The 26876-nt window shown below is 66.4% G+C and carries 20 protein-coding genes; 12 read left to right on the forward strand and 8 right to left on the reverse strand.

The features are described from left to right. The first annotated feature begins 259 nt into the window (after positions 1 to 259). From ACWEO2_RS12025 to ACWEO2_RS12035, 3 genes are all read left to right on the forward strand, one after another. Positions 260 to 745, forward strand: a complete 486-nt coding sequence (locus tag ACWEO2_RS12025; RefSeq protein ID WP_452405305.1) for a hypothetical protein — start codon at positions 260 to 262, stop codon at positions 743 to 745. 127 nt (positions 746 to 872) lie between these two features. Next, the gene (locus ACWEO2_RS12030; protein WP_452405306.1) at positions 873 to 3062 is read left to right on the forward strand and encodes a molybdopterin-dependent oxidoreductase; all 2190 of its coding nucleotides are present in this window, start codon (positions 873 to 875) and stop codon (positions 3060 to 3062) included. A gap of 216 nt (positions 3063 to 3278) precedes the next feature. Continuing rightward, entirely contained in the window at positions 3279 to 3902 is a 624-nt protein-coding gene (locus ACWEO2_RS12035) for a pyridoxamine 5'-phosphate oxidase family protein (protein WP_452405307.1), read from the forward strand. 14 nt (positions 3903 to 3916) lie between these two features. Here the strand turns inward: ACWEO2_RS12035 and ACWEO2_RS12040 are convergent, their stop codons facing one another. Continuing rightward, the gene (locus tag ACWEO2_RS12040; RefSeq protein ID WP_452405308.1) at positions 3917 to 4489 is read right to left on the reverse strand and encodes a GtrA family protein; all 573 of its coding nucleotides are present in this window, start codon (positions 4487 to 4489) and stop codon (positions 3917 to 3919) included. A gap of 106 nt (positions 4490 to 4595) precedes the next feature. Between ACWEO2_RS12040 and ACWEO2_RS12045 the strand changes: the two genes are divergently transcribed. From ACWEO2_RS12045 to ACWEO2_RS12075, 7 genes are all read left to right on the forward strand, one after another. Beyond that, positions 4596 to 6050: an FAD-binding protein gene (locus ACWEO2_RS12045; protein ID WP_452405309.1), complete on the forward strand. Its 1455-nt coding sequence runs from the start codon at positions 4596 to 4598 to the stop codon at positions 6048 to 6050. After that, entirely contained in the window at positions 6047 to 6808 is a 762-nt protein-coding gene (locus ACWEO2_RS12050) for a decaprenylphospho-beta-D-erythro-pentofuranosid-2-ulose 2-reductase (protein ID WP_452405310.1), read from the forward strand. The genes ACWEO2_RS12045 and ACWEO2_RS12050 overlap by 4 nt, the downstream gene beginning before the upstream one ends. Before the next feature lie 340 nt (positions 6809 to 7148). Then, positions 7149 to 9242, forward strand: a complete 2094-nt coding sequence (locus ACWEO2_RS12055; protein WP_452405432.1) for a galactan 5-O-arabinofuranosyltransferase — start codon at positions 7149 to 7151, stop codon at positions 9240 to 9242. A 238-nt stretch (positions 9243 to 9480) separates the two neighbouring features. After that, entirely contained in the window at positions 9481 to 11331 is a 1851-nt protein-coding gene (locus tag ACWEO2_RS12060; RefSeq protein WP_452405433.1) for a glycosyl transferase, read from the forward strand. Positions 11332 to 11399: 68 nt separating this feature from the next. Beyond that, complete coding sequence (locus tag ACWEO2_RS12065; protein WP_452405311.1) at positions 11400 to 14705, forward strand: arabinosyltransferase domain-containing protein; 3306 nt, start codon at positions 11400 to 11402, stop codon at positions 14703 to 14705. Positions 14706 to 14815: 110 nt separating this feature from the next. After that, a complete protein-coding gene (locus ACWEO2_RS12070) occupies positions 14816 to 15007 on the forward strand; it encodes a type II toxin-antitoxin system HicA family toxin (RefSeq protein WP_452405312.1) in 192 nt (63 codons plus the stop codon). Then, positions 15007 to 15393 (forward strand): hypothetical protein, encoded by a 387-nt coding sequence (locus tag ACWEO2_RS12075; protein WP_452405313.1) that lies wholly within the window; start codon positions 15007 to 15009, stop codon positions 15391 to 15393. The genes ACWEO2_RS12070 and ACWEO2_RS12075 overlap by 1 nt, the downstream gene beginning before the upstream one ends. A 99-nt stretch (positions 15394 to 15492) precedes the next feature. Here the strand turns inward: ACWEO2_RS12075 and ACWEO2_RS12080 are convergent, their stop codons facing one another. From ACWEO2_RS12080 to ACWEO2_RS12105, 6 genes are all read right to left on the reverse strand, one after another. Continuing rightward, the gene (locus tag ACWEO2_RS12080) at positions 15493 to 16482 is read right to left on the reverse strand and encodes a pyridoxal-phosphate dependent enzyme (protein WP_452405314.1); all 990 of its coding nucleotides are present in this window, start codon (positions 16480 to 16482) and stop codon (positions 15493 to 15495) included. Between the two features lie 197 nt (positions 16483 to 16679). After that, positions 16680 to 17318: a hemerythrin domain-containing protein gene (locus ACWEO2_RS12085; protein WP_452405315.1), complete on the reverse strand. Its 639-nt coding sequence runs from the start codon at positions 17316 to 17318 to the stop codon at positions 16680 to 16682. Between the two features lie 52 nt (positions 17319 to 17370). Further along, the gene (locus tag ACWEO2_RS12090; protein ID WP_452405316.1) at positions 17371 to 17862 is read right to left on the reverse strand and encodes a DoxX family protein; all 492 of its coding nucleotides are present in this window, start codon (positions 17860 to 17862) and stop codon (positions 17371 to 17373) included. A 13-nt stretch (positions 17863 to 17875) separates the two neighbouring features. Next, on the reverse strand, positions 17876 to 18337 hold the full coding sequence (locus tag ACWEO2_RS12095; RefSeq protein ID WP_452405317.1) for a carboxymuconolactone decarboxylase family protein: 462 nt from the start codon (positions 18335 to 18337) through the stop codon (positions 17876 to 17878). A 37-nt stretch (positions 18338 to 18374) separates the two neighbouring features. Then, positions 18375 to 19160, reverse strand: coding sequence for an SDR family oxidoreductase (locus tag ACWEO2_RS12100; protein WP_452405318.1), 786 nt, complete (start codon positions 19158 to 19160; stop codon positions 18375 to 18377). Then, positions 19157 to 19714 carry a carboxymuconolactone decarboxylase family protein gene (locus tag ACWEO2_RS12105; RefSeq protein ID WP_452405319.1) on the reverse strand — a complete coding sequence of 186 codons (558 nt, stop codon included), beginning with the start codon at positions 19712 to 19714 and terminating at the stop codon, positions 19157 to 19159. The genes ACWEO2_RS12100 and ACWEO2_RS12105 overlap by 4 nt, the downstream gene beginning before the upstream one ends. A 108-nt stretch (positions 19715 to 19822) precedes the next feature. On the opposite strand from ACWEO2_RS12105, the gene ACWEO2_RS12110 reads away from it, so the two are divergent. Both ACWEO2_RS12110 and ACWEO2_RS12115 read left to right on the forward strand, forming a co-directional pair. Then, positions 19823 to 22693, forward strand: a complete 2871-nt coding sequence (locus ACWEO2_RS12110; RefSeq protein WP_452405320.1) for an AfsR/SARP family transcriptional regulator — start codon at positions 19823 to 19825, stop codon at positions 22691 to 22693. A gap of 365 nt (positions 22694 to 23058) precedes the next feature. Beyond that, positions 23059 to 23220, forward strand: a complete 162-nt coding sequence (locus tag ACWEO2_RS12115; protein WP_354960027.1) for a hypothetical protein — start codon at positions 23059 to 23061, stop codon at positions 23218 to 23220. A 256-nt stretch (positions 23221 to 23476) separates the two neighbouring features. Here ACWEO2_RS12115 and ACWEO2_RS12120 read toward each other — a convergent pair whose 3' ends face one another. After that, complete coding sequence (locus tag ACWEO2_RS12120; RefSeq protein ID WP_452405321.1) at positions 23477 to 26845, reverse strand: arabinosyltransferase domain-containing protein; 3369 nt, start codon at positions 26843 to 26845, stop codon at positions 23477 to 23479. Positions 26846 to 26876: the final 31 nt, after the last annotated feature.

A 26876-nucleotide genomic window follows, 5' to 3' on the forward strand; every position in this document is an offset into this window, starting at 1 on the left:
ATCGCTTCGCGATGCACGCCCACCCGTCACTCGACCGCCGCCCCCCATCGAATCGCTTCGCGATGCTCACTCATATGGCGATCCTTCCCCCATTTCCACGGCCCGCCAATAGATGCCCGGGTGATAGCTATTGCGCACCGGGTGAGACGAATCCGACAGTCAACAAGATCTTTTGTACAACCCGTAACGCTCTGCCCACCCCGTCCCGATACCCACCACGTATGCAGGACCCAGGTCTATCGGGGAATGGAGAAAAACAGTGCGCACCACGTTTCCGACTTCCGCATCGGCGGCAGATATGACTGCCGCGGCGCAGGACTACATCCAGCGCGGGTGGACGATCGCTGAAACGGCCAACGGGATCTGCCTGATCACCGACGAGGACGTATCGGGCATCGAGATCAGCGGTGAGCTGGCCGGCGAGGTTCGCCGGTACCTGCGCGCTAACGACCTTGCCGGCCCGGTGATCGAGATCCCCGGTGCCGAGCGTCGCGAGATCCACTTGGTCACCGGCCTGCGCAAGGCCGCGATGGCGCTGGAGGCACTGCGCGAGGCGGGCGCCACTGTCTACACCGACGGCGACGGCATCCCGCTGCCCCCCACCCAGCTCACCACCGGCGAGGCATGCTGGGGCGTCACCCCGGGCGAGGCCCGCTGGATCCCGCCGGTCGTCGCGATCGGCGCGGCCGTTCGCTCGGCGCTCACCCGGCGCGGCGCATCCGCCGTGGCCAGCGTCGCCTGCTGAGCTCACGCATCCGTCGGGCGGGGTCCGCACTGCCCTGACCGACCGTGACCGGTATCCGCTCATTCGCGGATACCGGTCATTCTTGTTTCCGCATGCGCAGACATCCATCGCGCGCGATGATGTGGATATGGCCCAGATCACTGATGACACCCGGACGCTGTTGCGGACCTGCCCGCTGTGCGAGGCGGTCTGCGGACTCGAGCTCACCCTCGATGCACAGGACCGGGTGACCTCGGTTCGTGGTGATCGGGACGATCCGTTCAGCAGGGGGTTCATCTGCCCCAAAGGGGCCAGCTTCGGACATCTGGATCAGGATCCGGATCGGCTGACCGCCCCGATGATTCGGGATCGGGCCACCGATACCTGGCGTACCGCCTCCTGGGACGAGGCATTCGATCTGATCGCCGAGCGATTCCCGGCGATCGTGGCCGAGCACGGAAATCAATCGGCAGCACTGTATCTCGGCAATCCGAACGCGCATACGGTCGCGGGGGCGCTGTATGTGCCCGTGCTGGTCCGGGCGCTCGGCACCAAGAATCTGTACTCGGCGAGCACCGCCGACCAGATGCCCAAGCAGGTGGCGAGCGGATTGATGTTCGGGGATCCGCTGACCGTGCCGGTGCCGGATCTGGATCGCACCGACTATCTGCTCATGCTCGGCGCGAATCCGCTGGAGTCGAACGGATCACTGTGTACCGCACCGGACTTCCCGGGCAGGCTGAAGGCGCTGCGCAAGCGTGGCGGCAAGTTCGTCGTGGTCGATCCCCGGGTGACCAGGACCGCGAAGCTCGCCGATGAGCATCTGTTCATCCGGCCCGGTAGCGATGCCTATCTGTTGTTCGGGATCGTGCATACGCTGTTCGCGGAAAACCTGACCGATATCGGGGTCGAGGTGGCGGGACTGGACGAGGTACGCAACGCCGCCGCGGAATTCACTCCCGAGGTGGTCGCTCAGCGAACAGGCGTACCCGCCGAGGCGGTACTGCGACTCGCCCGTGAGCTGTCGGCCGCGCCGACCGCGGCGGTCTACGCGCGCATCGGCACCTGCACAGCCGAATTCGGCACGGTCACGCAGTGGCTGGTCGAGGTGATCAATGTGCTCACCGGCAATTTGGACAGACCCGGCGGCGCCATGTTCGCGAATGCCGCGGCCGGTGGCATCAATCGCACCAAGCCGTTCCGCACCGGGCGCTGGGCCAGCCGGGTGCGCGAGCTGCCCGAGGCGATGGGCGAACTTCCGGTGGCGACGTTGGCCGATGAGATCACCACGCCAGGGGCCGGACAGGTGCGCGCGCTCGTCACCGTCGCCGGGAATCCGGTGCTGTCCGCGCCGAGCGGGCCGCGGCTGGATGCGGCGTTCGCGGCGCTGGAATTCATGGTGAGCGTGGACCGGTACCTGAACGAGACCACCCGCCACGCCGATGTGATCCTGCCACCGCCGCGGCCGGTGCAATCGCCACACTACGATTTCGCGCTGCTGCAGTTCGCGGTCCGCAATTACGCGCGGTACTCACCGCCCTTGGTGCCACTGGGTGAGCAGCCCTCGGAGGCCGCGGTGCTGGCACGCCTCGGGGCAGCGCTGACCGGCCAGCCGCATTCGGGCGCCGACGGACCGGATCCGTTGACCGCCGTGGACGAGTTGGTCATCGCGGGCACACTGCACAAGGCGGGTATGGCGCAGCGGCGGCCCGAACTCATCGGGGCGAACAGCACCGAACAGCGCATCGATATGCTGCTGCGGCTCGGGCCGTATGGCGAATGGAATGGCGGCACGCTGAATCTGCGGGTGCTGCTGGACAATCCGCACGGCGTCGATCTCGGTCCGCTGCAACCGCGACTGCCGGGAGTGCTGCGTACGGCATCCAAGAAGGTGGAGTTGGCGCCGCAGCCATTGCTGGACGATGTCGCGCGGATGCGCGCCCGGCTCGCCGACGCCGCGCCGGAAGTGGTGTTGATCGGACGGCGGCAACTGCGATCCAACAACAGCTGGATGCACAATATCCCCACGTTGGTCAGCGGATCGAATACCTGCACGCTGCATATCAATCCGGCGGATGTGGCGCGGTTGGGGCTCGGCACTACCGCCGTGGTCAAGTCCGCCGCGGGGACGCTGACCGTGCCGCTGGAGCCGACCGAGGCCATCATGCCGGGGGTGGTGAGCCTGCCGCACGGGTGGGGCCACACCGATAGTGCGCAGCCGGTGGCCAGGGCGCACGCCGGGGTGAATGCCAATGTGCTGACCGATGATTCGGTCGTTGACGTGCCGTCCGGGAATGCGGTCTTCAATGGCGTTCCGGTGACCTTGACACCCGCCTGAATTCATCCCGAATCCGACCGGCCGCGCATAAGATCCCGGCCGGTCGGATTTTGGCTACCTCACGGAAACCCTTGCGCTGACCAAACATTCAGTGCATTCTCAACGTGGATTTCGCTGCTTTGCCGGACTAAAATGTACGAGATTTCGGTTTAGTCGCGGGGTTCAGCGCGGAACCTACTGAGCCGTGCCGGATTCCAGCTACCAGAGGGGGCACAGATGCCCGGTACAACTTGCGGCAGTGACGGCGAGCACGAACTACAGGACAGGTACGGCACGCAGGACCGGGCCGAACGCTTCTACCAGGACCAAGTGCTCGATCGGCTGAATCCGACAATGATCGAATTCATCGCCAGGATGGATATGGCCTTCATCGCCACCGCGGATGAACACGGCGAATGCGATGCCAGTTTCCGCGCCGGTCTGCCCGGTTTCCTGCACGTGATCGACGAACGCACGATTGCCTACCCCGAATACCGGGGCAACGGTGTCATGGCCAGCCTTGGCAACATCCTGGAGAACCCGCACGTAGGCATTCTGCTGATCGATTTCGTCCAGGACCTGATCGGATTGCACATCAACGGCTCGGCCCGGATCGTCGACGATTCCGCACTGCGCCACACCGTGCCCGAACTCCCGAAGAGCGTCAAAGGACGTGCCGCCGAGCGCTGGGTGGTGGTCGATGTCGAAGAGGCGTACATCCACTGCCGTAAGCACATCCCGCATCTGGTACCCGCGACACGGGAGCAGCGGGATTGGGGTACCGACAATGTGCGCGCGAAGGGCGGGGACTACTTCGGCGCGAAGGCGCAGGCCAACGGCGAGGTCCTGGTTCCGCGCTGAGCCGGCGGGCGCCCTCAGCGGAGCTTGAAGATGACCACGCGCTGGACGACGAAGTTGATGACCGTGGCGGTGCCCTGAGCGATCACGAAGGCCAGCGGCTGGCGCCACCAATCGCCGGGCAGGGTGGCGTAGAGCACCTGGTTGATGCCGACCTGGACGGCGAAGGTGACGGCGTAGAGGATCACCACCGCAATGAACCGGGCGCGGCTCGGCGGAGCCTGGAAGGTCCAGCGGCGATTGATCAGGTAGGCGGTGGTGGTGCCCGCAATGAAACTGATCGACTTGGCGACGCTGACCGGCAGGCCGATCAGATTCAGCAGGAAGCTGTAGATCCCGTAGTCGACGATGGCCGACAGGCCGCCGGTGAGGGTGAAGCGGACGATCTGCGTCTTCAGGTCGACTTCGGTGCTGTTTTCGATTCGGCGCTCCCGGGGCCCTACCTGCTCACGCAGGCTGCCTCCTTCGGGCGCGTCGCTCGCGCCGGCAGACTCGTCGACCGGCGGCAGTTCGGCCGGGAGCGGCAGGTGGGGTTCGGCTTGCACGCCGACGAGCGTAACGGCGTGACGAGGAACACGCGGACCGAGCACCGCTTGGACATTTGTGCGGCGCGATGGAACCCATGTCGGACCTCACATACTGGGGAGTACGGCGACGCCGACCGGATATCGGCTCATGCATGTAGCCTCTATGCCGATGTCCACGAAAGCTCCGACCGCCACCACAACCGGTAACACCGGCGATGTCACCGACGGCACCTTCACGCTGCCGACGCGGACCAAGGCATTGACCGGGTGGGGTCGCACCGCAGCAACATCTTCCGAAGTGCTCTCGACCAGCGATCCCGAACTGATCGCCAAGGCCGTCGCCATGGTCGCCGAGGACAACGACTCCAAGCCGGCCCACCTGCGCCGCGGCATCATCGCGCGCGGGTTGGGACGCTCCTATGGCGATCACGCGCAGAACGCGGGCGGCCTGGTCGTCGATATGACGGCGCTGAACAATATCCACCGGATCGACCGGGACACCCGGATCGTCGACGTGGACGGCGGCGTCAGCCTGGACCAGCTCATGAAGGCGGCCCTGCCGTTCGGGCTATGGGTTCCGGTGCTGCCCGGCACCCGCCAGGTGACGATCGGCGGCGCCATCGCCTCCGATATCCACGGCAAGAACCATCACAGCGAGGGCAGCTTCGGCAACCACGTGCGCTCGATCGATCTGCTCACCGCCGACGGGCAGGTGCAGCACATCACGCCCAAGCGCAATGCCAAGCTGTTCTGGGCGACCGTCGGCGGCAACGGGCTCACCGGCATCATCCTGCGAGCCACCATCGAGATGGCGCCCACCGAGACGGCGTACTTCCTCAACGATGGCGTGAAGACCACCACGCTCGATGAGACCATCGCCGCGCACAGCGACGGCAGCGAGGCGAACTACACCTACTCGAGCGCGTGGTTCGACGTGATCAGTCCGCTGCCGAAGCTCGGCCGGGCCACCATCACCCGCGGCCGCCTCGCCAAGGTCGACGAACTGCCGAAGCGATTGCAGCGCAAGCCGCTGAAATTCGATGCGCCCCAACTCATGACGGTTCCGGATATCTTCCCGAACTGGACCATGAACAAGCTGACGCTGATGTCCATCGGCGAGGCGTACTACCGCATGGGCGGCAACTACACCGGCAAGGTGCAGAACCTGACCCAGTTCTACCACCCGCTCGATATGATCGCGGAGTGGAACCGCGGCTATGGTTCCAATGGGTTCTTGCAGTACCAGTTCGTGGTGCCGACCGAGGCGGTCGAGGAATTCAAGCGGATCATCATCGATATCCAGGCCTCCGGGCACTACTCGGCGCTCAACGTTTTCAAGCTGTTCGGACCGGGTAATCCGGCTCCGCTGAGCTTCCCGATGCCGGGCTGGAACATCTGCGTCGACTTCCCGATCAAGCCGGGGCTGAACGAACTGGTGAGCGAGTTGGACCGCCGCGTCATGGAGTTCGGCGGGCGGCTGTACACCGCGAAGGATTCCCGCACCACCGCAGAGACCTTCCACCAGATGTACCCCCGGATCGACGAGTGGATCAAGATCCGCCGAAGCGTCGATCCCACAGGCGTATTCATGTCCGATATGGCGAGAAGGCTGGAGCTCCAGTGATTAATGCCGTAGGCAACCCGCAGACCATTCTGCTGCTGGGCGGAACCTCGGAGATCGGCTTGGCGATCTGCGCCGAGTACCTGCGCAAGAGTCCGGCGCGCATCATTCTGGCCGCATTGCCGGGCGATCCGCTGCGCGAGGACGCCGTCGCCCAGATGAAGGCGGCGGGCGCGACCCAGGTCGATGTCATCGACTTCGATGCGCTCGATACCGACAGCCACCCGAAGGTGATCGACGCGGCCTGGGACGGCGGCGATGTGGATGTCGCCATTGTCGCCTTCGCGCTGGACGGCGATCCGGAAGAGCTGTGGCAGAACCAGCGCAAGGCCGTACAGGTCGCCGGGGTCAACTACACCGCGGCGGTTTCGGTCGGCGTGCTGGTCGGCGAGAAGATGAAGAAGCAGGGCTTCGGGCGGATCATCGCCATGTCCTCGGTCGCGGGTGAGCGGGTGCGCCGCTCGAATTTCGTCTACGGCTCGACCAAGGCCGGACTGGACGGGTTCTACCTCGGCCTCGGCGAGGCACTGCGCCCACACGGCCCGCGGGTGCTGGTGATCCGGCCGGGCATGGTGCGGACCAGGTTCTCCGCGCACGTCAAAGAGGCTCCGCTCACCGTCAACAAGGAAGACATCGCGGCACTGGCGGTTTCGGCGTCGCAGCGGGGCAAGGATTTGGTCTGGGCACCGGGCACCTTCCGCCTGGTGATGATGATCCTGCGCCACATCCCGCGCCCGATCTTCCGCAAGCTGCCCATCTGATCTCCCCGAGCCGCACCTCGTTCACCGCGCACGGCGTGCGCGGCACGGGTGCGGCTCGTCTGTATCCGCAACACGCGGTTCCGTGGCAGCCCAGAGCCGACGCCGAAATAAAGTCCGGCATCAGCGCACGCCGCGGCGCCATTTCGGTGGATACCATCGTCGCGGTTCGCCGGGACCGGTCGATGCGGGATTCGGCACCCTGCCCGTGCAAGCGGCCGGGCGGCGTGGCAAGTTCGGAGCCGACCTCGAGCCGTCGCATTGTCGAAGGAGCACTCCGTTGAGCACAATCACGGCAGAACGCGCCGAGCACTCCGCACCGGAGCGCGGCCGTGGGGCGCTGCTGGTTCGGCATATCGGCTCCGGGGTGGGTGAAGCGGTGCTGGCCGCGGTGGTCGCGACGGTGGTGGCCGCCATTGGGCTGGTGGCGTTTTCGATGGTGCAGTGGCCAGCGTTCAATTCGTCCAATGTGACCCGTGCGCTGACCACCGTCGGGCAGGTCGGGGCCGCGGTGCTGCTGGGGGTGGCGATCTGGCTGGTGCGGGCGCGGCGGTGGCCCTGGGTCGCGAAAACGCTGTCGTGGGTGGGGATTTCGACGTTCGTCACGGTGACGCTCGGGATGCCGCTGGCGGCGACGAAGCTGTATCTGTTCGGCATCTCGGTGGATCAGGAATTCCGCACCGAATATCTGACGCGGCTGACCGATGGCGCGGCACTGCACGATATGACCTACGCCGACCTGCCCCCGTTCTATCCCGCCGGGTGGTTCTGGATCGGCGGTCGGGTGGCGAATGTGCTCGGGATGGATGGCTGGGAGGCGTTCAAGCCGTATGCGATCGGGTCGCTCGCGGTCGTCGCGGTAATCGCATGCGTCCTGTGGTCCAAGCTGATTCGCGCCGACTGGGCGATCGGGGTCACCGCGGCGACGACCGCGGTGACGGTGGCCTACGCGTCGCCGGAGGCCTACAGCGCGGTCATCGTGCTGCTGCTGCCACCCGCGCTGGTACTCGCGTGGGGTGCGCTGTACCGCCCGCTCGCGGTGACCAGCGCCGTTGCGGGCACGGCATCGGATGTCGAAGCGGCGACCGGTGGCGCTGTCGCGTCAGGTCACGCTGCGGCACCGAGTACCGATGACATCGCGAGCAGCGCCGCAGCATGGGATGGCGCAGCCGCGTCGGTCGACAGCGCGGATGACGGTGGTGCGGATCGCGGCGCAAAGCCCGCAAGTACCGAAACGGCCGGAGGCTGGGGTGCGGTGCTCGGCGCCGGTCTGTTCCTCGGGATGGCGGCCTCCTTCTACACGCTGTACTTCGCGGTGGCGGCCTTCGCGGTCGGACTGATGGGTCTGGTCTCGGCGGGGCTCGCGGTGCACCGGTCTCGGCGCGGGGCCGGATCGGGTGCGGTGTGGCGGGCGGCGGTGCCGCCGCTGGTCCGGCTGGTGGCGATCGGCGCGATCGCGGGTGTGGTCGCGCTGGTCGTGTGGCTGCCCTTCGTACTGAAGATGCTCAGCGGGACGATGCCGAGTTCGGGGACGGCGTTCCACTATCTGCCGGAAGGCGGGGCGGAGTTGCCATTGCCGATGGCGGAGTTCTCGCTGCCCGGCGCTTTCTTCCTGCTCGGGACCGCATGGCTGGTGCTGCGGGCCGGATCGTCACGGCGGGCGCAGGCGCTCGGCATCGGTGTGGTGGCGATCTACCTGTGGTGCCTGCTGTCGATGACGGCGACCGCAGCGGGCACGACATTGCTCTCGTTCCGGCTGACGCCGGTGCTCGAGGTGCTGCTCGCGGCGGCCGGTGCCTTCGGTTTCGTCGAGTGTGCACGGGAGGCCTACCGGGCATTGAACGAGCCGGGGCGGTTCAAGATCGCTGTGGTCGCGGTCGCCGTCGTCGGCGCGCTCGCGTTCACCCAGGACATCCCGCGGGTGCTGAAGCCGGAGATCACCACCGCCTACACCGATACCGACGGCCATGGCGAGCGCGCCGATAAGCGGGCTCCCGGCGCGGCGGCGCACTACCGCGATATCGATGCGGCACTGCTCGCACAGACCGGCCGACCGCGCTCGGATTCGGTCGTACTCACCGCCGATACGAGCTTCCTTTCCTTCTACCCGTACTACGGTTTCCAGGCACTCACCTCGCACTACGCGAACCCGCTCGCCGATTTCGCCGGCCGCGCCGCGACCATCGAGGCCTGGAGCAAGCTGGAATCCCCCACCGCGCTGGTCGACGCGCTGAACAAGAGCCCATGGCGCGCGCCGGACGCGTTCCTCTTCCGCAGCAGCGGTGACGACTACACCCTGCGCCTGGCCAAGGACGTCTACCCCAACGACCCCAATGTGAAGCGCTACACGGTGAGCTTCCCCAAGAAACTCTTCGCTGACCCGCACTTCACCACCACCGTTATCGGCCCGTTCACCCTGGTCGTGGTCAATCGCTGACCCGCTCGATTCATCAGTGCTACCGCTGTGAACGGTCTCGTCGTCGACGCATGATTGCGCGAGGACATGGGTAACTTGCCGGGGACCGACCAACCGAACCCGCATTGACCGACGGCAGCCTCGCGGCACTCGAGCCGCAGCTGTTGCCGGGCGGGACACAGGGTAGTTGGGTACGGTGAACGGCTGATTCAACCGATAGCGGGAGAAGTTTGTTTTGCGGATCGAGGCACCACCGGCAATAGGCGTCGTCACCAGGGGATCGACACCGGCTGGCGGGCCTGGACCCGATCAGCGAACGGCCGAGCCGACACGGAGACGGATCCGGGTCGGCCGGAGTGATCTGGTCGTCTCGGCGGGCTATCTGGCGCTGGCCGCCACGGTGCTCTCGGGGCAGTGGCGCAATACCCACAGCGGGTATCTGATCAAGAGTGGTCAGGACCAGACCATGTGGGAGTGGTTCTTCGCGGTCACCGCCCATTCGGTGGCGCATCTGGAGAATCCGCTCGGCACGAATCTGCAGAACTTCCCGGCCGGGGTGAACATGATGGCCAATACCGCCATGTTCGGGGTCGGGGTGCCGTTGACGCCGGTCACGCTGCTGTTCGGGCCGACGGTCACCTTCGTACTCGTGCTCACGCTCGGGCTCGCCAGCACCGCCATCGCCTGGTACTGGCTGTTCTCGCGGGAGTTGGTGCGGTCCCGGCTCGCCGCCGCGATCGGCGGATTGTTCTGCGGATTCGCGCCCGCGATGATCTCGCACGCCAATGCGCACCCGAACTTCGTAATGCTGGTGCTCCTGCCGGTCATCGCCCTGCTGCTGATCCGGATCGCACGCCGAGCGACGGCGGACCCGGCCGACGACTCCGGCGCGAGCATCGCAAAGACCAGGCCGCGCAGGCGAGTTCGCGATGCGGTCGCGCTCGGTCTGCTGGTCGCGACGCAGATCGCACTCGGCGAGGAACCGCTGCTGATCTTCGCGCTCGCCTTCGGGCTGTTCGCCGTCGTGTACTACCTGCACACACCGCGCACCGGCTGGCGGGTACTGCGCGCGGTCGCGCCGACCGTCGCATTGGCGGCGGTGATCACCCTGATGCTCACCGAGATTCCGCTGTGGTGGCAGTTCTTCGGGCCGCAGAGTTATCGCTCGATCGATCACGGGCCGATGGGCAACGATCTGAAGGCGATCGTGCAGTTCCCCTCCGAATCGTTGGGTGGGCTGTTCGCGCCGGGACAGTATGTGGCCATCAACGACACCGAGCAGAATGCCTACTTCGGCTGGCCGCTATTGCTATTGCTGGTCGTGACGGTCGCGCTGTTCTGGCGCGACCGGGTGGTCCGGGCCGCGGCCGCGGTGATCGTGGTCTTCGGTGTGCTGTCACTGGGTGCTGTTGCCATGTTGGGCAAGCAATCGACCGGAATCGAATTGCCGTGGCAGTGGGCCGAAAAGGTCCCGCTGCTCAATACCGTGCTGGAGACCCGGCTCACCATGGCGGCGATTCCGGCCATCGCGGCGGTGCTCGCGCTGGCGACGCAGCGGGCGGTCACCTGGTGGCGGCGGTCACCGGTCGATTGGCGGCCGCTGGCCTGGTTCCCGGCGCTGGCCCTGGCGTTGGTTCCGCTCGCCCCGACGATCCTTCCGGTGATCGAGCGCGCGCCCACGCCGGAGTTCTTCGCCGACGGGACCGTGCGGCAGTATGTGAGCGGCGGTGCGGTCGTACTGGTGCCGCCACCGCGCCCCGCCGGGGCGCAGGCGCTGCGCTGGCAGGCCGACGCGAATTTCGACTTCCCGCTGGCCGGAGGCTATTTCGTCGGCCCGACCGGCGCGAATAAGAAGGGCATCTACGGACCGGACTTCCGCCCGACCACCGCCCTACTGGTCCGCGCCCAGGACACCGGCGACGTCCCGCCCATCGACGCCGAGACCCGGGCGCAGGCATTGGACGATCTGCACTTCTGGGAGGCCGATGTGGTCGTACTGCCCGCGACCAAGAATTCCGAGGTGCTGCGCACCACCATGACCCAGCTGCTCGACCTCGCGCCGCGACAGGTCGATGACGTGTGGCTCTGGGACGTCCGGCCGCTGCGCTAGCCGGAGTGCGGAGCATGGATCATCTCGGTGGCGGGGGTCACCAGCGGGGGTGGTTAGCATGGTCCCTCGTGCGACCGGACCGAACTTCTGCGGCGTTCACCCGCAACCGCTTGATCGCCCTCGTCTCCGGACTTCTCGGATTCGTGCTGGCGCTGCTGACACCGTTGCTGCCGGTGAAACAGGACCAGGCCGCGCTCGACTGGCCGCAGGCGGGCAGCAGCACCAGCGTCGAGGCCGCACTGGTGTCGTATGTGCCGCTGCGGCTGCATGCGACGCTGCCGTGTTCGGTGGTCACCGCCGGGCCGGGCACGGTTGTGTCGACCATTCCGGTCGCGTCGGGTCAGGCGAGCGCCAAGGGGCTGGTCGTCTCGATCGCCGATGGCACGCTCTCGGTGCTGCAGCGCGATATTCCGCTGCTGTCGGCGCCCGTCGCGGAGATCGCCGGATGCGAGTCCGTCACCATCGACTCGACGGCGGCGGCGACCACGGTGGAATTCGTCGGTGTGAAACGCCAGGACGGTACGCCGTTCCGCAATGCCGTCACCCGTGATATCCGCCCGCAGGTGGTCGGCGTCTTTACCGATCTGGACGCCGGGAAGCTCGACGGCGCGAAACTGCACGCCGATATCGACGCGCGCTTCTCCTCGACACCGTCGGCACTGAAACTCGGAGCCATGATCGCCGCGGCGGTCTGCACCATCATCGCGCTGATCGCACTGCATCTGCTCGACAATGCCGATGGACGGCGGGCCCGCCGCTTCCTGCCCGCGCACTGGTGGCGGTTCACCCTGGCCGATGCCGCGGTGCTCGGCATCCTGGTGCTGTGGCATTTCATCGGCGCCAACACCTCCGACGACGGCTACATCTTGAATATGGCCCGAGTCTCCGAACATTCCGGGTACATGGCCAATTACTACCGGTGGTTCGCGGTGCCCGAGGCCCCGTTCGGCTGGTCCTACGAGGTACTGGCCTGGATGACCAAGATCTCCGATGCCAGCCCGTGGATGCGGCTGCCGACGCTGGCCGCCGGAATCGTGTGCTGGATGGTGATCAGCCGAGAGGTGCTGCCGCGCTTGGGCGCCCGGGTGCGCAGGAATAAGGTCGCGCTGTGGACGGCCGGGCTGGTCTTCCTCGCCTTCTGGCTGCCCTATGACAACGGACTGCGCCCCGAACCGCTGATCGCCGCGGGCGCGCTGCTGACCTGGTGCTCGATCGAGCGGGCCATTGCCACCGGGCGGCTGCTGCCCGCCGCGGTCGGCGTGCTGATCGCGGCATTCTCGTTGGCGGCCGGTCCGACCGGGCTGATCTGTGTCGCGGCGCTGATCGCGGGGTCGCGGCCGATGCTGCAGATCATTATCCGGCGGGCCCGCGATGCCGCGGGAACCCTGGCCGATACCGAACCTCGGACTGCCACCGCTCCGGCCGATCACAGCACCTCGCGCCTGGCCTCCGTTTTCCGCTACGCGGCGCTGCTCGCGCCGGGACTCGCGGCCGGAACTCTCGTGCTGGTTGTGGTTTTCGCCGATCAGACGCTGGCGACGGTCATGGAAGCGACCCGGGTGCGCACCCTGGTCGGGCCGAATGTGGCCTGGTTCGACGAACGGACCCGCTGGGATTCGCTATTGATGCTCTCGCCGGACGGATCGCTGGCCCGGCGCTTCGGTGTGCTGATCATGCTGCTGTGCCTGCTGGTCTGTGTGCTGCAGGTGCTGCGGAAGGGGCGGATTCCCGGCACGTCGCGTGGGCCGTCGGTGCGGATTCTCGGCATTGTCTTCGCCTCGCTGCTGCTGATGATGTTCACCCCGACCAAGTGGACCCACCACTTCGGCGTATACGCCGGACTGGCCGGGTCACTGGCCGCGCTCGCGGCGGTCGCGGTCGGCACCAATGGGATTCGCTCACCGCGCAACCGCGCACTGTTCGCGGCGGCGGTGCTGTTCCTGCTGGCGATCACCTTCACCGGCTCCAATGGCTGGTGGTACGTCTCCAGTTACGGCGTGCCGTGGTGGGATAAGGCGCCGCTGATCGGGGGTAAGGGCCTTTCCACGCTGTTCCTCGGGCTCAGCGCGGTTGCGCTGGTGGCCGCGGTGTGGCTGCACTATCGCGCGCCCTACCGCGAGAAGTCCGATGCGCCGGGCCGTTTCGAGCGTTATGCCTCAGCGCCGTTGACCATCGCGGCTGCGCTGCTCGTACTGTTCGAGGTCGCCTCGCTGGCCAAGGCGGCGGTCACGCAGTACCCGGCGTACTCGATCGCGAAGTCGAATCTCCAATCGCTGAACGGAAATACCTGCGCGCTCGCCAATGAGGTGCTGGTGGAGACCGATACCGCCGACTCACTGCTGCTCCCCTACACCGGCTCCCCCGCCGATGGACTGTCGACGGAATCAAAGGGATTCATCCCGAGCGGCGTGGCCGCCGACCTCACCGCCGATGCCGAGGAGACGGTGACCGGCGGTGCGAATTCGGTCAATAAGGATTCGAAGAACAAGACCACCAACACCACCGGCGCCGGTACCGGCGGCGGCACCAGTCAGCAGGCCGGAATCAACGGCAGCACCGTCGCCTTGCCCTTCGGACTGGATCCGACGCGGACCCCGATCATGGGTAGCTACCAGGAGAACGAGCAGCAGCAGGCCACGCTGACCTCACAGTGGTACCGGCTCGATCTGACCGACAGCATGCGCAACGATCCGGCCTACCGGGTGCTCGCCATTACCGCGGCGGGCCGCATCCGCTCGGTCGACGCCGACGGCGTTGTCACCTACGGACAGGAACTGCACCTGGAGTACGGCGTGCGCGGAGCCGACGGTGCGGTGCAGACGCTCGGTTCGGTCGATCCGCTCGATATCGGGCCCGCCCCGTCCTGGCGCAATCTCCGTGTGCCACTGGACAAGTTGCCGACCGAGGTCAATGCGGTGCGGCTGGTCGCGGTCGACAACGACATCACCAAGAAGCAGTGGCTGGCCGTCACCCCGCCCCGGCTGCCCAAGCTGGCCACCCTGAATTCCGTTGTCGGCCGGACCGATCCGGTCCTACTCGACTGGCATGTCGGCCTCGCCTTCCCCTGCCAGCGCCCGTTCGACCACCACGACGGCGTCGCCGAGGTCCCGAACTGGCGCATCCTGCCCGACCGCGTCGGCTCCGACGCCGCCAATGCCTGGCAGGACGATATCGGCGGCGGACCGCTCGGCTGGACCGGACTGCTGCTGAAGTCCCAGACCATCCCCACCTACCTCGACCACGACTGGAAGCGCGACTGGGGCTCCCTGGAAAAGTTCACCCCCTACGCCCCCACCGCCCAGCCCGCGACCATTGCGACAACCGTCGCAACAGTCAACGGCTGGCAGAAATCGGACCCGATCCGAGCCCGATAGCCCACTGCGCGGTGGGCATTCCAGCCCCATTCAGATCAAGCGTCTAGTTGCTAGACTTGTCTTCGTCTATCAACTAGACAATACTGATGATTGCGGAACACTCTACCCGTGTGATCATCAAGGAGTTGGCCGATGCCGGATGGAGCCGCAAGCGCGATGCCAAGGGTAGTCACAGCCTCTGGCAATGCCGCGACGGTCGACACACGATCACCGTTCCAGATGGACATCGCACGATACGTCCCGGCGTGGTCCGCGTGATCCGCAAGGCGATCATGTCGTGCGACTGTCAAGGAGGTGCCTGATGGCCTACACAGTTCGTGTATCCCGCGAGGGCCGGTGGTGGGCACTGGCCATTCCCGAACTCGGCGAGGACGCGCTGACCCAAGCGCGGCGGCTGTCCGAAGTGGAGCGCGAAGCCAGGGACTACATCGCCGTGACCATGGACGTGGCACCGTCGAATGTCGAGGTCCGCGTGGTCCTCGATGATGTCGGACTGACCACCGAGGCGCTGGCACGGTCCGAGGAGCTGCGCGCATTGCGCGCCAAGGCCGATGACATTCAAGAGCAGATCACGGTGAAGTCGGCGGCGCTGGCCAAGGAACTGGCCGCGAAGCGGCTGCCCGTGCGCGACATCGCGGCACTGATAGGCATTTCGCACCAGCGCGTGAGTCAACTTCTTTCGGCCTGAACACAATCACGCGTGGTTCAGACGTCCGTTGTGGGATATAGAACCGATGCGGATGCGTATTTCGGTACGGCGTTGCGGTCGGGGCCCGCGACGGATCGCTCAGTCGACCAGGTCGCTGGGATCGGTATTGGCTCCACACAGCACGACACCGATTCGTTCACCGTCGCGTGGCTGGTATGCCCGGGTAGCCAGCGCCGCCAAGCCGGTCGCCGAGCCGTGTTCGACGACGAGTCGATGCCGCTCCCACAGCTGCCGACGCGCCCGTACGATCGCGTCGTCGTCGACGACTACCGAGCGCACGTCTGTGGCCGTGGCCCAGGCCAGCGCGGCAGCGGAAACCCTTGGCGCGCCGAGAGAATCGGCCGCGATGGAATCCACGTCCACGTCGAGCACCGCGCCGGCAGCCAATGCGGCATTGAGCGCCCGGCTACCATCGGGTTCCGTGCCGACCACTCGAATGCCGAAATGGTCGGCGACCGCGGCGATTCCGGAGAACATGCCGCCCGCGCCAACTGCGAGGACGATCGTGTCCAACCCGGCTACCGCGTCGACGAATTCGAGCAGGATGGTGCCCGCGCCGGCCGAGGTCAGGTTGTCGTCGTAGGTGTAGGCGTCGATCGCACCGGTGCTCGCCATGAACTCGTGGGCGGATTCCCTTGCGTGATCCTGTGTTTCGCCTGCCAATCGAACCTCGGCGCCCAACCCACGCAGCCGCGCTACCTTGGCCCGAGGCGTCGAACCGGCCAGAAACACCGTCGCCCGCACGTCGAATGTCCTTGCCGCCCAAGCGAATCCGATATCGGCATTGGCGCCGGTAGCGGACACGATACCGGCATCCGGCATGGTCCGAGTTTCGATCAGTCCCGCCATCAGGTTGGCCGCGCCGCGAGCCTTGAAAGATCCGGTGTGCTGCAGGAATTCGAGTCCCAGGAAAATTTCGGCGCCGCCCGTCTCGGTCGACGCCCGGAGGGAACCGGCGACCTGCTCGTCATCCGATTGCCGGCCCATCGGCGCGATGGTCAAGGGCCGGACTACCCCGGCAATACGTGCGGCGGCCGCCTCGACCTCGCCATAGGTAGGAGTGCGCATCCGACGGTTCTCCTCATCGATCTCAGGTTTCCGTCGACGCCGCCAGGTCCGGCAAGACCCGGCGTGATCGCACATGCCCTCATCTCAATACCGTTCGGTACTTTAATCGCAGCTCGGCGAGTCGGCATTGCGAGCCTCGAACCGCCGACGCACCGCCCTCGGCCTGAATACCCGGGTCCGAGGGCGGCTTGCGGCCTTCACGAAGTCGCCGTGCCCGCACTCCACCGATCGAGCGCGGCATACGCGGGCTGCCACTGATCGCGGTACGCGGCACGCACCGGCTCCGGCAGCGGGGCGAGCAGCACTTGGACCGTCTGCTCGTCGGCACCGTCCAGCAGCCACGGAATCAGTTGCGGAGCAGCGGGACCGATGCGACTGCCGTGCAACTGACCGAACGCCTGCCACTGCTCCGGTGTCACGACCGCCTGAATCAGCGGCAATGCCTCGCCCTCCTCGTGCTTCAGGTGCCCGGTCAACCCGGTCGCCAAGGCATCGAGCAGACCGGCGAGGCGTTCCGGGCCACCGTCGGGATCGGCGAAGGTCGCGTCGATCTGCTCGAGCAGCGGATCGATAACGGCATGCTCGGCCTCCATGGCGTCCAGCAGTGCCAACTCGTCGGGTCGCTCGGCGAGCGTCTGCCGCATCACCGGCCACAGCGCGTCATCCTCTGCGGTGTGGTGCACCAGAAGGGATTTGGTGAACATTTGCCAACCGGCAGCGGTGGCGAGGATCTTGCGCGGATCGTCGTCGATCCGATCGGCGATTTTGGCGATGTATTCGAGTTCGCGCCGCAGCGCATGGTGCATGGCGTACATCGTCGTCATGTCGAGGGTCACGGGTTTCTCCTGGTGGAACGGTATGGATCGGTTGCGCCAACGGGGTCGGCGCTCACGGACGCGCCGCTTCCGGCGGCGGTGCGGAGAGCAGGGCGTGCACGATGCCCCGCCCGATCCGCAAGGTCGCCGCGATCGGGTCGGGACTCGGATCGCGGCGCGCCGTCGGCCGCAGCGCCCATGAAGCGGCCGCGAATCCGGCGAGAACCGTTGCCGGCATGGCGAATTTGCGTGGATTGCCGTTCGCCAGATGCGAGGCCGCGCCGCCGAGATAGACGGCGAGGGAACCGGCGTAGGCCCACTCCTTGAGCCGCGGCATTCCCGGGGCCAGCAGCACTGCGGCCATGGGCAGTTTGCAGACGCCTTGAATCGTCAAGAAATACCTGGGGTAGCCCAACTGATCGAAGGTTTCGACCGCGAACGGCTCCCGGGTCAGATCCCACATGCCGCCTTTGAACATCTCGGCGGCGACCGGCAGCGTCGTCACCCAGTACGCGGCGGTCCGGATCCGAGAAAGTGCGTCTGATCGCGAGTTCTGTGAAGTCATCGTCACACTCCGTTCAGGCCCAGCTGGCGCCCGCGGGCTCCTTGATGGTGGTGTTGAGGCGGTTGAACAAGTTGGTCAGCGCAATCATGAGAATGACCGCGGAGAGCTGGTTTTCGTCGTAGTGATCGGCGATCTCGTCCCACACGGCGTCCGGCACGGCATCCTCGGACTTGTCGGCGATCCGGGTGGCGACCTCTGCCAGCAGCAGCGCCGCGCGCTCGGCCGCACTGAACTCGGCGGATTCTCGCCACGCGGCGACGGCGAACAGCTTCTCGTCGCCGGCCCCCGCCTTACGACCGCCCGCCAGGTGTGCGTGTACACAGGCGCTGCACCCGTTGATCTGGCTGACCCGCAGTGCAACCAATTCCAGCAGTTCGGCGGAAACTCCGCCCTGATAAGTGGCCTTGTAGAGGGTGTTGATGCCCTTCATCGCGTCGGGCAGGACCATGGCGGGGTTCTTCATGCGAGCGTTCATGTCAGGTGTTCCTCTCGGGGGTGTTGATAATTCGAAATCAGTGGTGGATGCGGGCCTGCTGGTCGAGCCAGTCGGCGAAGCACGGACCGGACAGGACGGCATCCGGCCCGGGGAGCAGAGCGCCGCTCTCGTACAGGTCGCGGTCGGGGTTGGCCGGATCGCTGACCTCCTCGATCGGCCTGTCGTCCCCGCGTCGCGCGTTCACCAGCCGGGCCATCTCGGCCAGGTATTCGGCGCGCGGTCCGGCGATCTCCGGGAACGAGCCTGCTCGGTGCGCCGACCATGGGCCGGTCGCGAATTCGGCCAGCTGTTCGGCGACCGCGCGTGCGGAGACCAGTTGGGTACGCATCTTCGGGATGTAGATCACCGAATCTTGTGCGCCCCACTGCATCATCTGTTCGACGAGCTCGTGGAACTGCGCGGCCCGCAGAATTCGCGTCGGCACCGGGCCCGCCAGCAGTGCCTGCTCGTGCACCAGCTTCGCGGCGTTGTATCCAGCGGTGGAGCCGTCGATGCCGATGATGGACACGGCCACGATCCGCCGCACTCCGGCCGCTTGCGCGGCCGCGTGCAGGTTGCGGGCCGAAGCGGTGAAGAAGTCGGTGGCTGCCTGCTGCTCGAAGGACGGCGTGCTCGACACGTCGATCACTGCGGTCACGCCGTGCAACGCTTCGGCGAGTCCGGCACCGGTGACCACATCCACTCCGGTCGACCGCGACATCGCCACGACCTTGTGCCCTGCCTCGGTGAGCACGTCTACGACGTGGCGGCCGAGCCGTCCGGTGGCGCCCGCTACCGCGATCGTGCTGTCTGGCATAGTCATTCCGCTTCCTTTTTGTCGTGGGCGTGGTCCGTATGCCGGACCAACGGCCAGTCGATGTCCACTCGTCCGGCCAGGACGAGGTAGTTGTCGAAGATCGCCAGCGCCACGTGAGCGATGACGTCGACGAGTTCGGTAGGCGCCAGTTCCGCCTGGGCTGTGGCGAGTTCGTCGTCGGTGATTGCGCCGCGGCGGCGGATCAGTGCCGCCGCAAAGGCCAGAATCGCCGCGTATTTCGGATCGTCGGCCGCGCCGAATCGGGCGTTGCTGAGCTCGTCCTCGGTCATCCCCGCGAGGCGGCTGCCGAGGAAGCTGTGCGCCGAAAGGCAGTAATCACACCCGTGCTCCTGGGCGACCAGCAGCCCGACGGCCGAACGTGCGAACGCCGGCATCTCGCTGCCGCCCAGCGCTTCGGTAAGGGCGACATACCCCCGCAGGGCGGCCGGGCTTTGCGCCATCACCTTGACGTTGTTCGGTGTGACGCCGAACAGCTGCTGGCTGACAGTGAAGAGGTGTCCGGCAGCGTCACCCGCGTTCTCCGGGTCAATAGGGGGCATTTGCGGCATGGGAACAGCGTGTTGCGGCCTGTTGATACTTTTGCGATGCCTTCACGATGGGTGTTGTATGGAGCCGAGATGGGTGTGCGTTTTACGGTCCTCGGACCAATGAAAATCGTGGTCGACGGCCGCGAATCGGCCGCGGCGCCGAGACATCGGGCAGTGTTCGCCTATCTCCTGGTCAATGTCGGCAGAGTGTGCAGCGCAGACCGAATCATCGAGGCCATGTGGGGCACCGATCCCCCGGACACGGCGCGCTCGCAGATCCACGCCGCGGTGACGGCGATCCGCAAGGTGTTGCGCGAAGCTGATGCGGCGCAGGTACTGCAGACCAGATCTGCCGGATACGTTGCACTGCCGGAGCCGGGGCAGTTCGATCTCGAGGAATTCACCAGCCGGGTCGGTGCCGGCCGATCGCTGGCCGCCTCCGACCCCGCGGCCGCGGTGGCGGAACTGCGTGCGGCGCTGGCGCTGTGGCACGGCGAGGCGCTCGCCGATCTGAACGCCGACTACGTCGCGCCCGCGCGGCGCCGCCTGCAGGACAAGCAGTTGGCGGCGTTCGAGCAGTTGACCGCGGTGGAACTCGGGCTGGGCCGGCACGAGGCGGTGCTCGACGAGTTGGCAGCGATGGTGACCGCAAACCCGCTGCGGGAGAAGCTGGTCGGTCAACTGATACTCGCACTGCATCGAGCGGGCCGACAGGTCGATGCGCTCGCCGCCGCACGATCGTTCCGGACGGCACTCGCGCAGGCACAGGGTCTGGATCCGGGACGCGCATTCGTCGAGCTGGAGCAGGCAGTATTGCGTGACGACGGCGAACCTGCCACCCGCGTAACGGCACTGGCCGCCCGCACCGAACCCGTGCCACGTTGTGCAAACTTCTTGCCCTACGACATACCGGATTTCGCGGGCCGAAACGCCGAACTCGAACACCTCCTCGCACCACTCACCGGCACCGCGTCGACCGTCTCCACGATCGACGGCATGGCGGGCATCGGCAAGACCGCGCTTGCCGTACACACCGCGCACCGAGTAGCCGACCGATTCCCGGACGGTCAGCTGTTCATCGATCTCCAAGCGCACACGATCGACCGGCAACCGGTGGCGACGGATGCGGCGCTGGAAATCCTGTTGCGCCAGATCGGAATTCCCGCCGAACGCATTCCGCAGACCACCGCCGATCGCGGCGCGCTGTGGCGGTCGGAACTGGCCGGGCGGCGAGTGGTCGCGGTGCTGGACAACGCTGTGGATGCCGATCAAGTCCGGCCGCTGCTGCCCGGCGGGGCGGACAGTCTCATCCTGATAACCAGCAGGCGGCGGCTGGTCGACCTGGATGGTGCTCGGGCATTGTCGGTCGATCCACTGCCGGCACGCGATGCTGTCGACCTCTTCGACCGGATCGTCGGCGAACGCGCCACCGCCGAACCGCTCGCGGTGCTGGACGTGCTGCACCTGTGCGGATTCCTGCCATTGGCGGTGCGGATCGCCGCCGCTCGACTACTGCACCGTCCGCAGTGGACCGTCGGCTATCTGGCGGGGCGGCTGCGTGGGGAGCGGCGCAGGCTGGCCGAATTGTCCACGGCCGAACGGGGTGTCGTTGCCGCCTTCAACCTCTCCTATCGGCAGCTTCGCGCGGACGGGCAGCGGATGTTCCGGCTGCTCGGCCTGCACCCTGGGCGGGATATCGATCCCGGCGCAGCGGCCGCGCTGGCCGATATCTCGGTGGACGACGCCGAAATGCTGTTGGAAGACCTCCTCGACGTTCATGTGATAGCTCAATACGAGCCCGGCCGCTATACCTTTCACGACCTGCTGCGCCAGCATGCCCGCGCCATGGTGTCGGTGGACGAATCCGACGATGCCCGAACCGCCGCGCTGTCACGACTTTTCGACCACTACGTGCACACCGCGCGGGCAGCGGTGGATCTGCTGTTCCCCTACAGCGCCGATCACCGCCAACCGCTGCCGCCCTCCGCGGCCCGATTGACGACGCTGGACGACGCCGAGGACGCGGCCGAGTGGCTCGATGCGGAACGCGAAAACCTCATCACCACTGCGGCCTACGCGTCCGACCACGGTACGCCCGCGCACGCCAGAGACACGGCTGAAACCCTACGTCCCTATCTCGACGGCAACTCCCGCCACTCCGACGCCGCACGCTTGCACCAGGTGGCACTGCTGGCGAGCAGACAGCTGGCCGACTCGATCGGCGAGGCCAGAGCGTTGACCGACCTGGGCTGGGCCTGCTGGCGACAAGGCGATTACGAGTGGGCGACCACGCATTCGCAAGCGGCACTGCGGATTGCCCGCGCCTCCGGGGATCGCTATCAAGAGGCCAGAGCGCTGAACACGCTCGGCAATGTAGCGTGGCGCAAACGGGACTACGACGAGGCCAGGCGATACCTGCGCGAGGCGCTCGAGCTCGCCAACCGTCTGGGTAACAAAGTCGGCGAGGCGCACGTGCTCGGCAACCTCGGCATGCTGCTCGGCGCCGACAACAACCAGTACCGCGACGCCCGTGCACATCTCGACCGCGCGCTGGCACTGCACCGCGAGGTGGGCAATCAGCGCGGCGAGGCGTTGGTGCTGAACTATCTGGGATCGCTGTGCCGCCGCAACGACCTGCTGGACGAGGCCAGAGACAACCACTCCCGGGCCCGCGACCTATATCGGATGCTGGGCAGTCATGGCGATGAAGCGTCCGCGCTCAACGGCCTCGGCGAGACAGCCTGTACCGCAGGTGATCCTGGCTCAGCCGCCGAAAAGCACAGCACCGCATTGGCGTTGGCCGACGAGGCATTGAACCTACCCGAGCGAGCGCGCGCCAACGACGGGCTGGCTCGCGCGTACCGAGATCTCGGCGACGTCGGTCGAGCGCGCGAATACGCCGGTATCGCGATGAGCCTGTACGCGGATCTCGGCGTCCCGGAGGCCGACGATATGCGCGCTTTCCTGGATATGCTTGCAGACTCCGATTAACCCCGATCTCCACGTCAGAATCGGCAGGGCGTCGTCCCGGCGAAATATGACGTCACGATCCTGCTTGTCTGCGTTGACGGGTCGGCCACTACGCGCACGCTGCGCTCGGACTTCGGCGCGCGCGGCCGTTGTCGACTTCGACGCCTTTTGGGGCTAGGGGACGAGGACCAGGCGGCCACGGAGGCCTCACACCGCTGGGTCACAGCCTGCAGCCTGTGATGCGCGCCATAAAAATGTGGGCCGAGGAACGCATGGACGAAGTGTTCGCGGCACGCGCACGTTACGACGGTGAACCAGCGTGACCATGTCGTAAATGTTGGTTGCGAATGCCTTCCCACCAGTGAAGCTGGCCGTAACCTTTATTCATGACCGCGGCCTTCGATGATATGGATCTGCGCGACCTCGTCGGACTGCTCACCGATGATGAACAACGGGAGCTACGACCGGCGGTGCTGCGCGTGTTATCCCGCCAAACCCCGCAAGAGCTACTCCGTCGCGAACTCGGCCTGCGTATGGCAAAAGTCTGAGCCTGCCGTTCAACAACCAACCGACCACCAGGCCGTCGCAATGGCGCGAATCGCCTATGCGGCGGCCTTTTGCTGTCAAGAGCACGTAAACGCAGGCCAGACGCATGTTCGGCACCACACCCGGGCAATAGAGTGGGCGCTCACGAATGGACAGCGCCGCACTATGAGAAACATTCCGTGCGGTCGCATTTAGATAAAGAACAGGCCCGTCGAATCGGTGTAGTGCCGATTCGACGGGCCTGCGTCGGTAGGAGTGTTAGAACACCCGCAGCTGTCCGGGCGACCAGAATCCGGAACGGTTGGCCTTGCCGGTATCCAACTTGGCCGGAACCGCATTCGGGTAGTACTGGTCGTACCGTTCCAGCGAACCCCAGTCCCGCGCCCAGTCGTTCTTCATATAGGTCGGAATGGTGCTCGACTTCGCCAGCATCTGGGAGAAGCCCAACAGCCCACCGAACTCCTCGGCCTGCCAGGTATTGGTCGAACTGATGGCCAACGGCCGGTCCGGCAGAATCCGGTAGCCCGGCACCTCGGCCACCCCGTTCTTATGGTCCAGCGGCCGCTGGCACGGGAACTGAAGTCCGACCGCCCAGTCCAGCAGCACCGGCTGCTCGGAGCCGATAAAGCTATTGAGCGAGGCCAACTTCGGCATCCGCGGCGGGGTGAACGCCAGCCACTGATCACCGATCAGAATCGGGTCGTTGGCGACGATGCGCACCGCATCGGCATCGGGCGCGATCTCATCGAGCGGGATGCGCAGATTGCGCCACGACGGGAACGGGCCGATATCGCGCGGCAGGTAGGTGCCCAGCATCTGCACGCTGCCGTCGGGCAGGTGCTTGCCGTAGTCGACGGTCAGCGACTGGCCGTATTTGGTGTCACCGGTGTCGTCGACGGACAGGATGCGGCCCGCGGCCGAAATGACCACCAGCGGACGATCATCCGAGCGCGGCGCCAGCTGGTACCAGCTCGACACCAAATGCGCGGGCTGCTGCACGCCCAGCTGGTAGCTGCCCATCACCGGCGTGGTGGCCGGATCGAGGCCGAAGGGCAGGGTGGCCCGGCTGCCATTGACACCGGTCGCGCCGTAGCCGCCGTCGGTGCCCGCGTTCTGTCCGTCCGCACCCACCGGACCCACCGACTGGGTGGAGGTATTGCCGGTACCCGGCTTCACCTCGATGGTGTCGGCGCTGAGCTTTTCGGGCACACCGTTCGGGTCGAAGCCGACCGGATCGGCCCCGGCCAGCGGATCACCGTTCTTCGGCGGATTCGCCGGATCGGTGATCGGGGTCAGCGTGCCATTGCCCTTGTCCACATCCGGTTCCACCAGGATGTCATTGGCCAGACCGCACGAATTCCCGCTCAGCGCATCGAAATTCGAGCGTGCCAGCGAATACGCCGGATACTGCGACACCGCGCCCTTCACCAGCGAGAACACCTCGAGCAGCACCATCAGTGCGGCGACCACGGTCAGCGGGATGGCGGCGAATTTGCGAATCCGCTTACCGCGCACCGACTTCGCCGAGGGCTGCGGTTTGGTGTAGTCCTCGCGCAGCGCGGCCCAGGCGACCAGCGCCAGCGCCAGCCCGAACAGGATGAGCATCGCCGTATTCGACTGGTGGCCGTGCAGCGAGATCCGCTTGTCGAACCACGGCACGCCGAAGCTGGACACGTACCAGTAGCCATTGATGCCCGAGAACGCGATGGCCAGCACGAACAGCAATCCGGCGAGGAAGATCGCCCGATTCTTCCTGGCCCGCAACGCACTCGCGGAAACCGCCACCGCGGTGACCGCGGCCAGTGATCCGGCGATGCCCGCATATGCGCCGAAGTGATGGGTCCACTTGGTCGGGTTGAACATCATGAAGAAGATGGTGCCGAAGACCACACCCATCAGCCGCCAGCTCGGACCGCTGGCGATACCGGGCACCTGCCTGCGCCGCAACAGCACCAGCATGGTGGTGAACAGGCACAGCAGCATGATCAGGAAGGCGAACCGGCGCGAGAGCGAACCGTCGACGGTCTCCACGAACAGGTAGTAGTAGCGCAGGTAGTCCTCGTACCAGGCCAGGTTCGGCCCGGTCACCTGCCGCACCCGGTTGGCCTCCTGGATTCCGGCGAAGGTCTGGTCGGTGTAGACCACGATCAGCACCAGCAGACCCGCCGCCGCAATCGGTGCGAGCAGCGGCAGTGACGAACCCCACTTGCCGACACCCTGCGCGGCGAACTGCCGGTGCCGTCGCACCACGATCCGCACCAGCGGCCGAATACCGGCGAGCAGCGCCGCAACACACATCAGACCGGTCGGTGCCGCCGCCAAGGTGAATGCGGCGACCAGGATCGCGACCGCGGCGGGCAACAGCCGACCGGTCGCAATGGCCCGCTCGATCGAAACCCAGGTCAGCAGCGCGCCGAGCGCGACGATCGGCTCCGAGCGCAGGCCGTTGTCGAACGGCAGCCAGAACGCCAGGAAGACCAGTCCACCGGTCCACAGCGCCACCTTGCTGTGGCGCACCCCGCGCCCGAGCCGGGGCACCACCTCGCGGCTGATCACCAGCCAGCACAGGATCGCGCAGAACAGCGCCGGCAGCCGGACCCACGGGCTCGCGGTGGAGATCTCCGAGAAGGCCTGGATGACGTAGTAGTACCAGCCGAACGGCGCCTCAGGGACGCCGTACCAGCGGAAGTAGTTGGCCATATAGCCCGCGTGCGGCGCCACCCGGACCATGCTCAGGATGTAGCCGTCATCGGAGGTGTTGGCGCCGACGAAATGCCACACCAGCAGCGTGCCGATGATCGCGCCGTCGGCCCAGGTCGGCTTCAGCCAGTGGGCGGGCAGGAACCGGCGGTGCCCGCGCCCGTCACTGCCGTCCAGTTTGGCCAGCGCGCCGAGCGCGATCAGGGTGCACAGCACCGCCGCGATCATCGCGATCAACTTGACCGGGGTCGGGCTGGAGGAGAACCGGGTATCCACCGTCATGTGCATCGACAGCCCGGTGGGCGCCGCGCCCTTCATATCGGTGAAGACGCCGACCACCTGTGGCCGCAGATCACCGTTCAGCTGCCCCGCTACCGGCACCGCGACCTTCTGCGTGGCTCCGGGCGCCGCACCCTCGACCGGCCGCTCGATCGTCGTGGTGAGGCCTTCGAACGACGCCTTGGTCCGATTGCTGTCGGAACTGATGGTGATCGAGCTGCACCCGCCCAACTGGGCACGCTCGGCCGAGGCCACCACGGCATTGCGGTCGATCACATCCACGGATGTGTCGGAGACCCGCACGAACATCGCCTCGAGCGATGCCCGGTCGCCCTGTGGCGGCGCGGTGGCCAGCAGCATCCCGCCGTAGCTCGGCAGCTGATCGACCGCCGAGCACGGAATGCTGGCCTCGAGGTCGACCGGCACCTGCGACATCAGCGGCGCCTGCACGCTATTGATGGCGCCGCCCTGCGGCCAATTCAGCGTCGCGGTGGTCTGGCTGACCGGCAAGAACGGAGCTGCCAGCGCGAACAGCGCGCCGAGCACACCGGCGATCAGCGCGACCATACGCGCGGTGCGGAAGTCACTCGGTGCGACTTCCGGCGCGGCGGGCGGTTTTGTCAAGACAGCGGTAGCGGCGTCGGGCACGGTTGGCAATGGTATCCGCCCGCGTGTCGCA

The organism is Nocardia sp. NPDC004278 (assembly GCF_053602975.1).

Coding starts and splice junctions, on each gene's coding strand:
- ACWEO2_RS12095 (WP_452405317.1), bottom strand. CDS start 18,337: ATGAACGCTCGCATGAAGAACCCCGCCATGGTCCTGCCCGACGCGATG.
- ACWEO2_RS12100 (WP_452405318.1), bottom strand. CDS start 19,160: ATGACTATGCCAGACAGCACGATCGCGGTAGCGGGCGCCACCGGACGG.
- ACWEO2_RS12090 (WP_452405316.1), bottom strand. CDS start 17,862: ATGACTTCACAGAACTCGCGATCAGACGCACTTTCTCGGATCCGGACC.
- ACWEO2_RS12110 (WP_452405320.1), top strand. CDS start 19,823: ATGAAAATCGTGGTCGACGGCCGCGAATCGGCCGCGGCGCCGAGACAT.
- ACWEO2_RS12115 (WP_354960027.1), top strand. CDS start 23,059: ATGACCGCGGCCTTCGATGATATGGATCTGCGCGACCTCGTCGGACTG.
- ACWEO2_RS12075 (WP_452405313.1), top strand. CDS start 15,007: ATGGCCTACACAGTTCGTGTATCCCGCGAGGGCCGGTGGTGGGCACTG.
- ACWEO2_RS12035 (WP_452405307.1), top strand. CDS start 3,279: ATGCCCGGTACAACTTGCGGCAGTGACGGCGAGCACGAACTACAGGAC.
- ACWEO2_RS12045 (WP_452405309.1), top strand. CDS start 4,596: ATGTCCACGAAAGCTCCGACCGCCACCACAACCGGTAACACCGGCGAT.
- ACWEO2_RS12105 (WP_452405319.1), bottom strand. CDS start 19,714: ATGCCCCCTATTGACCCGGAGAACGCGGGTGACGCTGCCGGACACCTC.
- ACWEO2_RS12080 (WP_452405314.1), bottom strand. CDS start 16,482: ATGCGCACTCCTACCTATGGCGAGGTCGAGGCGGCCGCCGCACGTATT.
- ACWEO2_RS12030 (WP_452405306.1), top strand. CDS start 873: ATGGCCCAGATCACTGATGACACCCGGACGCTGTTGCGGACCTGCCCG.